The organism is Streptomyces mesophilus (assembly GCF_040300965.1).
In the GTDB taxonomy this organism is placed as follows: domain Bacteria; phylum Actinomycetota; class Actinomycetes; order Streptomycetales; family Streptomycetaceae; genus Streptomyces; species Streptomyces mesophilus_A.
This window is the reverse complement of sequence record NZ_JBEPEW010000243.1, coordinates 1-7815: the sequence shown is the minus strand read 5'-3', so window position 1 is coordinate 7815 and position 7815 is coordinate 1. Positions and strand designations below refer to the sequence as shown.

Here is a 7815-nt window from a genome sequence, read left to right as displayed (position 1 = left end):
CGCCCCTCGCCGTGCTCGCCCACCGCGCCCTGGCGGCCCGCCGGGCCCCGCGCGCCGTACTGGCCGGCTGCGGGCTCTACCTGGGGATCGCCGCGCTCACCTACACCCTGCTCGCCGCGTTCTGGGCCTTCGCCCTGACCCTCATGGCCCTCACACTCCTGCGCCGCCGCGGACCGCGCGCCCTCCTGCTCAGGCTGAGCGCGGTGGCGGCCGTCGCCCTGCCGCTCGCACTGATCGTCTGGGGCCCCTATCTGGCCGCCGCGCTCCCCGCCGGAATGCCGCCCAACCCCGCCCTGCGCTACATCCCGGTGCAGCAGACCTCCTTCCCGCTGCCGATGACCGAGCCCTCCGTCACCGGCGCGCTCTGCCTGGCCGGCACCGTCTGGCTGCTCGCCCGCGCCCACCGCGACGCCCTCGCCCGGGCCCTGCTCACCCTCGTCGCCGCCTGCTATCTGTGGTGCCTGCTCAGCCAGTTGGCGGTCCTGGCCGGCGCGAGCCTGCTCTCCTTCCGCGTCCATCCCGTGCTCTTCGCCGCGCTGTACGCCGCGGGCGTACTCGCCGCGGCCGAGGCACTGCGGTGGCGGCGCGAACGGGTCAGGCCCGCGGTGGTGGCCGCCGTCGCGGCGGTCCTCGCCCTCAGTGCCGTCCAGACCGTCCCGGACGCCCTGCGCCACGAGTTCGACACCGCCTACGGCCCGCGCCCGCCCGCCGACCTCATCCGCACCATCGCGCGCGAAACCGGCCGCCCGGCCCAGGAACTGACCGTTCTCACCGACAACTGGCGCCTCATGTCCGGCGCCGCCTACCACGGCTACCTCACCGCCGAACCCGTCTACGCCCACCCGCTCGCCGACTTCGCCGGCCGCACCGAGGAGGTCCGGGCCTGGTCCCGCCTCACCGACCCCGCCGCCTTCACCGCCCGCCTCGACCATGGCCCGTACGACGCACCCGATGTATTCGTGCTGCGGCGCGCCCCGCATACGGACGAGCCCCCACAAGCAGACAAGCCCCTGCATGCGGACGAGCCCCCGGCCGCGTACGCGATCAACCTCGGCCGCGACAACTATCCGCACCAGCCCAACCGCATCAACCTGCCCACGACCCTGCCCGCCGAGCTCTTCTCCCCGCGGGAGTTCGCGCGCCGGGACGTCGGCCCGTACACCGTCCTCGCCCGCAGGGACGGGGTGCACAAAGCAGCCGTCCGTCCGGAAGGAAGTGATCCATACGTAGGGGAAAGGTGACACCCGGTCCTGGGACCACAGGCGATGGGGCAACAATGGGGGAATGAGCGACAGTCCAGCCCCCCTCGCCGATCCGCATCTCGTCTTCGATCCCGTCTCCCTCGAAGACGGAGCACGTGAGCTCGCGATCCTCGGCTCCACCGGCTCGATCGGCACGCAGGCCGTCGAGCTGGTCCTGCGCAACCCCGACCGGTTCCAGGTCACGGCCCTGTCCGCGAACGGCGGCCGGGTCGGACTCCTCGCGGAGCAGGCCAGGAAGCTGCGCGTGAAGACGGTCGCCGTCGCTCAGGAGACGGCCGTGCCCGCGCTGCGCGAGGCGCTCGAGGCGCAGTACGGCCCCGACGCGCTCCCCGAGATCCTCGCCGGCCCCGACGCGGCCACCGAAGTCGCCTCGTCCGCCTGCCACACCGTGCTCAACGGCATCACGGGCTCCATCGGACTCGCCCCGACCCTCGCCGCCCTCGAAGCGGGCCGCACCCTCGCGCTCGCCAACAAGGAGTCGCTGATCGTCGGCGGCCCGCTGGTCAAGGCGCTCGCCGAGCCGGGGCAGATCATCCCCGTCGACTCCGAGCACGCGGCCCTGTTCCAGGCGCTCGCCGCCGGCACCCGCGCCGACGTGCGCAAGCTCGTCGTGACCGCGTCCGGCGGCCCGTTCCGCGGCCGTACGAAGGCGGAGCTCGCGGACGTCACGCCCGAGGACGCCCTCGCGCACCCGACCTGGGCCATGGGCCCGGTGATCACGGTCAACAGCGCGACACTCGTCAACAAGGGACTCGAGGTCATCGAGGCCCATCTGCTCTACGACATCCCCTTCGACCGCATCGAGGTCGTCGTCCACCCGCAGTCCTACGTGCACTCGATGGTCGAGTTCACCGACGGCTCGACCCTCGCCCAGGCCACCCCGCCCGACATGAGCGGACCGATCGCCATCGGCATCGGCTGGCCCGAGCGCATCCCCGACGCCGCGCCCGCCTTCGACTGGACCAAGGCCTCCAGCTGGGAGTTCTTCCCCCTCGACACCGAGGCCTTCCCGTCGGTGGGGCTCGCCCGACATGTGGGGGAGCTCGCGGGCACGGCTCCGGCGGTGTTCAATGCCGCCAACGAGGAGTGCGTGGAGGCCTTTCTCAAGGGCTCACTGCCGTTCAACGGCATCATGGAGACCGTCACGGAGGTCGTCGCCGAACACGGCACACCCCGATCGGGAACTTCCCTGACCGTCGCGGACGTCCTCGATGCGGAGACCTGGGCACGCGCCCGGGCCCGTGAACTGGCGGGACTCACCTCCCGTACGGAGAACAACCAGGCGACCGCGGAGGCTCGTGCATGACGACCTTGATGATGATCCTCGGCATAGTCGTCTTCGTGATCGGGCTGCTCTTCTCGATCGCCTGGCACGAGCTGGGGCATCTCTCCACGGCCAAGCTGTTCGGGATCCGCGTACCGCAGTACATGGTGGGCTTCGGCCCGACCATCTGGTCCCGCAACAAGGGCGAGACCGAATACGGCATCAAGGCCATTCCGCTCGGCGGCTACATCCGCATGATCGGCATGTTCCCGCCGGGCCCCGACGGGAAGCTCGAGGCGCGGTCCACGTCGCCCTGGCGCGGAATGATCGAGGACGCGCGGTCGGCCGCCTTCGAGGAGCTGAAGCCGGGCGACGAGACGCGGCTCTTCTACACGCGCAAGCCCTGGAAGCGCGTCATCGTGATGTTCGCCGGGCCGTTCATGAACCTGATCCTGGCCGTCGCGATCTTCCTCGGCGTCCTGATGACCTTCGGCTGGAACGAGCAGACGACCACGGTCAGCAGGGTCTCCGACTGCGTGATCTCGGCGAGCGAGAGCGTCAAGCGCGACACCTGCCGCAAGACCGACAAGGAGACCCCCGCCAAGGCCGCGGGCCTCGAGGCGGGCGACAAGATCGTCGCGTTCAACGGCGTCCCCGTGAACGAGTGGTCGGTGCTCCAGTCCAAGATCCGCGACACGATCGGCCCGGCCACCATCACGGTCGAGCGGGACGGCGCGAAGAAGGAACTGCACGCCACCCTGATCAAGAACCAGGTCAGCAAGACCGACGGCGACGGCGGCTACGTCGAGGGCAAGTACGTGGACGCCGGCTTCCTCGGCTTCACCCCCGCGTCCGGCATCGTCGAGCAGTCCTTCGGTGAATCCGTGGACCGCATGGGCGAGATGATGCAGAACGGCGTCGAATCGCTCATCGCCCTGCCCTCCAAGATCCCCGACCTGTGGGACGCCGCCTTCGGCGACGGGGAGCGCAAGCAGGACTCCCCGATGGGCGTGGTCGGCGCGGCCCGCGTCGGCGGCGAGGTGTTCACCCTGGACATCCCGCCGGAGAACCAGATCGCGATGATGCTCTTCCTGGTCGCGGGCTTCAACCTCTCCCTGTTCCTGTTCAACATGCTCCCGCTGCTGCCGCTCGACGGCGGCCATATCGCGGGCGCGCTGTGGGAGTCGCTGCGGCGCAGGCTGGCCAAGCTGTTCAAGCGGCCCGACCCGGGTCCGTTCGACGTCGCGAAGCTGATGCCCGTCGCCTATGTGGTGGCCGGGATCTTCATCTGCTTCACGCTCTTGGTCCTTGTGGCCGACATCGTCAACCCGGTCCGGGTCGCGGGCTGATCACAGCCGGAACGGGAAACAGCGCGTCACCCTCGTCACCCACAAGGGTGGCGCGCGGCCGTTCCGGCCCGCGGGTGATCAAGCGCGGTCTACGTTCCCCTGGTCACGGATGACCCCGGCGGTGCTGGAACACCCCGGGGCCTGGCCAGTCTGGAGGGACTGACATGTCGCACGATACCGGCGTGCCCGCGTACGCGGAACGCGCATCCAGCCTCAACGCGGCTTGGTATGTACGGGTGTCCACGGGGGAGCAGCGCAACGGGTACGGGATCGCCGCCCAGAAATCGGCGATCGAGCGATTCGTTGCTCATGAGCCGGGGCTGACGCTCGTCGGGGGGTAGGAGGACGAAGGGGTCTCAGGGGCGGAGTACCACCGTCCAGGGCTCACACGACTACTCGACGCGATCACTGCCGGTCGGATCGACGTCGTGGTGGTGCACCGCCCGGACCGGCTGGGACGGACCGTGCGAGCCATCTGGCGCTGCCTCTGGCAGATCGAGGACTCGGGTGCCGAGGTGATGACCTGCGCGGAGACACTCTCCGGTGGTGGTTCTGCCGATCGGCTGCTCCGCACTGCTCGGCTTGCTCGGGAAGCCGAGGTGGACGCGCAGGGGATTCGTGACCGGACTCAGGGCGGTAGGCAGCTCAAGGCACTTGCGGGCGGCTGGGCCGGAGGGCCGCCGCCTTTCGGGTACCGGATCAACGGTGCGGAACTGGAGATCGATCCGGCGGAGGCCGCAGCGGTACGCGTCATCGCCGAGCTGCTGGCCCGGCCGGCCCTCACCTTCGAAGCTGCGGCGGACGAACTCAACTGCCTGGGTCTTCGCACGCGCAGCGGTCGCCCGTGGACGGGCTCGAACCTGGCACGACGCGTTGGGAGTGCGGCCTTCACCGGCGAGGCATTGTTCCGAAATCCGTCCAGGCAGTGGGGTGGGCACGCCACGAAACTTCGCGAGGACGGCACCCCGGTCTTCGGGGACACCGTTGCCATCAGTGTTCCGCCCATCATTGACGCTGAGCGGATGCTGGCTGTCCGTACGGCGCGGGGCGAGCTGTCGCGGGCGAGGAGAAATCCGATCTCCGACTACCCGTTGACAGGGAGGATTCGGGGAGTTTGCGGTCGCGCTTACGTGGGCTGTCTCCGTTCCAAGGAGATGCTGCGTACCTACCGCTGCTCTGGGGTGCAGGGGAAGGACTCCTGCGGTTGCGTTTTCCTTCCTGCGGACGTTGTCGAGACAGCGGTCTGGCGCCTTCTGGACCAACTACTTCTCGAGCTGCCGGATGGCCATCCGGCGATGCTGCCCGGCGTGCGGGTGACCGGGTCCTCCGCACGCCTGAGTGCCGACCGGGTGAAGCGGCTTCAACTGGTCGTCTCCCAGTACGAGCGAGCATTGGACTCCCTGGCCGCATTGGGGCCGGGCGATGCCGCGCAACTGATCGTGAGCACGACCTCTCCTCGCCTGGAGGCCGACGTCGCGTGTCTGCGCGATATCGAAACCGAAGCGAGTGCCTGGCTCGCCGAGCTGGAGGGTGTCTCCCCGGGGATGAACCCGGCGGGTCAGCCGCTTTCCTCGGACATGCTGTCGCTACGCGAGATGCCCCCGGAACAACGGCGAGCGCTGGTCGCCAGTGCCAACGTATGCGTGCGCCTTGTGGACCCTGCGTTTCGCTACCGGGAGGGAACGAGATGCCGCACGATGCTCTGGCATCTCCGGACCGGCACCCTTGTGCCTCCGGACCCGTCGGACGCGCAGTGGCAGCAGGTCGAGTCGCTGCTGCGGGAACGGCACGGGAATCATCATTTTCGGACGCCTCTGGACCTCAGAGCCGCCTTCCTGGGGATGCTCCACCGGCTCCGTACCGGCTCCATGTGGCGGGAACTGCCGGAGCGCTTCGGGCCGTACGGCAAGGTCCGGCTGCGTCAGATCACGTGGCTCAAGGCGGGCACATGGGAAGCGATCATGGAAGTCCTGGGCGCCGCTTCCAAGGGAACCCCAGCACAGGCCTGGCCTGTGTTGCCACCCTTCACGGTTCACGTCGGGTTCCCCGGTGCGATCGGTGGCAGGAGAGGGCGCGATACCTGGGAGGGATGTGCTTGAGAAGTGCCCTGTGCCGTAATCTCGCACATTGGAGCCCGCCCATCCCGGGACCATGATCCACACCTCCACACCTTGGGGTTGCACAGCAGATGACTGCGATTTCTCTGGGAATGCCGTCCGTACCGGTCACTGTCGCCGAGCGCCGTCGCTCGCGGCAGATCCAGGTCGGCACCGTGGCAGTCGGCGGTGACGCCCCTGTCTCGGTGCAGTCGATGACCACGACGCGCACCTCGGACATCGGCGCCACGCTCCAGCAGATCGCCGAGCTCACCGCCTCCGGCTGCCAGATCGTGCGCGTCGCCTGCCCGACGCAGGACGACGCGGACGCGCTCGCCACGATCGCGCGCAAGTCGCAGATCCCGGTGATCGCGGACATCCACTTCCAGCCGAAGTACGTCTTCGCGGCGATCGAGGCCGGCTGCGCGGCGGTCCGCGTGAACCCGGGCAACATCAAGCAGTTCGACGACAAGGTCAAGGAAATCGCCCAGGCGGCGAAGGACCACGGCACCCCGATCCGCATCGGCGTCAACGCCGGTTCGCTGGACGCGCGCCTGCTGAAGAAGTACGGCAAGGCAACCCCCGAGGCGCTCGTCGAATCGGCGCTGTGGGAGGCCTCCCTCTTCGAGGAGCACGGGTTCCAGGACATCAAGATCTCGGTCAAGCACAACGATCCGGTCGTGATGATCAACGCGTACCGGCAGCTCGCCGCCCAGTGCGACTACCCGCTGCACCTCGGCGTCACCGAGGCGGGCCCTGCCTTCCAGGGCACCATCAAGTCGGCCGTGGCCTTCGGCGCGCTGCTGTCCGAGGGCATCGGCGACACGATCCGCGTCTCGCTCTCGGCGCCTCCGGCCGAGGAGGTCAAGGTCGGCCTCCAGATCCTGGAGTCCCTCAACCTCAAGCAGCGCCGCCTGGAGATCGTCTCCTGCCCGTCCTGCGGCCGCGCCCAGGTCGACGTCTACAAGCTCGCGGACGAGGTGACCGCCGGCCTCGAAGGCATGGAGGTCCCGCTGCGCGTCGCGGTCATGGGCTGCGTCGTCAACGGCCCGGGCGAGGCCCGCGAGGCCGACCTCGGCGTCGCCTCCGGCAACGGCAAGGGCCAGATCTTCGTCAAGGGCGAGGTCATCAAGACCGTCCCCGAGTCGAAGATCGTGGAGACCCTGATCGAGGAGGCGCTGAAGATCGCCGAGCAGATGGAGAAGGACGGCATCCCCTCGGGCGAGCCGTCGGTCTCGATTGCGGGTTGAGTTTCTGTCGATCGCGGGCTGAGTTACTGCCGATTGCGGGCTGAGATTCTGCTGTCTGCTGTCTGCTGTCTGCTGTCTGCTGTCTGCTGTCTTGCGTCTGGCGTCTGCGTCGGCTGTCTGGCGTCTGCTTTCTGCTTTTCCGCTTACGCCCCGTGGGACTTGGTCCTGCGGGGCGTTGGTGTGTTGCGGGCGGCGGGAGCGGCGCTGCCTCGCGCCCACATTTCGTTTCGCTGAGCGACGCGCTCAACCATGCGGCCGCGGGCCGCTGCGACGTGCTGCCGGCGGGGCGGCTGCGGGGCCGCACTCCGCATGCGGAGACAGTCCCCTCCCGCCCGGGGGCCGAAGCCCTTTCCAGGCTATCGGCGCCCACTGACAACGCCGGTTGGGACGGGCATCACGCCGTCGCGGAGCGGCGAAGCAGCCCGGGAGTGTCAGCCCCGGCACCCGGGGGCGTCAGCCCCGGCACCCGGGGGTGTCAGCCCCGGCATCCCCGGGGTTGTCAGCCGCGTAGTTTCCCGTCGCGGAGCGGCGGAGCCGGGGGGCCAGGGGGCGCAGCCCCCGGAGAGGGGCGCCGCGGAGCGGTGGCCCGAGGAG

General features: G+C 69.4%; 6 protein-coding genes and 1 pseudogene. All 7 read left to right on the top strand.

What is annotated here, in order from left to right; all coding sequences use genetic code 11:
- Window positions 1–1241, top strand: a 1241-nt coding sequence (locus ABT367_RS39785) for an arabinofuranosyltransferase (protein WP_352258647.1), incomplete at its 5' end; no start/stop codon positions are given.
- A 43-nt stretch (window positions 1242–1284) separates the two neighbouring features.
- On the top strand, window positions 1285–2568 hold the full coding sequence (dxr, locus tag ABT367_RS39780) for a 1-deoxy-D-xylulose-5-phosphate reductoisomerase (protein WP_352258646.1): 1284 nt from the start codon (window positions 1285–1287) through the stop codon (window positions 2566–2568).
- Window positions 2565–3875, top strand: coding sequence for a M50 family metallopeptidase (locus ABT367_RS39775; protein WP_352258644.1), 1311 nt, complete (start codon window positions 2565–2567; stop codon window positions 3873–3875). The genes dxr and ABT367_RS39775 overlap by 4 nt, the downstream gene beginning before the upstream one ends.
- Window positions 3876–4039: 164 nt before the next feature.
- Window positions 4040–4216: a hypothetical protein gene (locus ABT367_RS39770; RefSeq protein WP_352258642.1), complete on the top strand. Its 177-nt coding sequence runs from the start codon at window positions 4040–4042 to the stop codon at window positions 4214–4216.
- A 12-nt stretch (window positions 4217–4228) separates the two neighbouring features.
- Window positions 4229–4906 (top strand): annotated as a pseudogene (locus ABT367_RS39765) (recombinase family protein); the annotation flags it as partial.
- On the top strand, window positions 4898–5974 hold the full coding sequence (locus tag ABT367_RS39760; protein WP_352258649.1) for a transposase: 1077 nt from the start codon (window positions 4898–4900) through the stop codon (window positions 5972–5974). The pseudogene ABT367_RS39765 and the gene ABT367_RS39760, both read left to right, overlap by 9 nt.
- 89 nt (window positions 5975–6063) lie before the next feature.
- Entirely contained in the window at window positions 6064–7221 is a 1158-nt protein-coding gene (ispG, locus tag ABT367_RS39755) for a flavodoxin-dependent (E)-4-hydroxy-3-methylbut-2-enyl-diphosphate synthase (protein WP_199552716.1), read from the top strand.
- Window positions 7222–7815 lie beyond the last annotated feature (594 nt).

Bases quoted from the DNA above. Each gene is read 5' to 3' on its own strand.
- ABT367_RS39775 (WP_352258644.1), top strand. From the start codon at position 2,565: ATGACGACCTTGATGATGATCCTCGGCATAGTCGTCTTCGTGATCGGG.
- ABT367_RS39760 (WP_352258649.1), top strand. From the start codon at position 4,898: ATGCTGGCTGTCCGTACGGCGCGGGGCGAGCTGTCGCGGGCGAGGAGA.
- dxr (WP_352258646.1), top strand. From the start codon at position 1,285: ATGAGCGACAGTCCAGCCCCCCTCGCCGATCCGCATCTCGTCTTCGAT.
- ispG (WP_199552716.1), top strand. From the start codon at position 6,064: ATGACTGCGATTTCTCTGGGAATGCCGTCCGTACCGGTCACTGTCGCC.
- ABT367_RS39770 (WP_352258642.1), top strand. From the start codon at position 4,040: ATGTCGCACGATACCGGCGTGCCCGCGTACGCGGAACGCGCATCCAGC.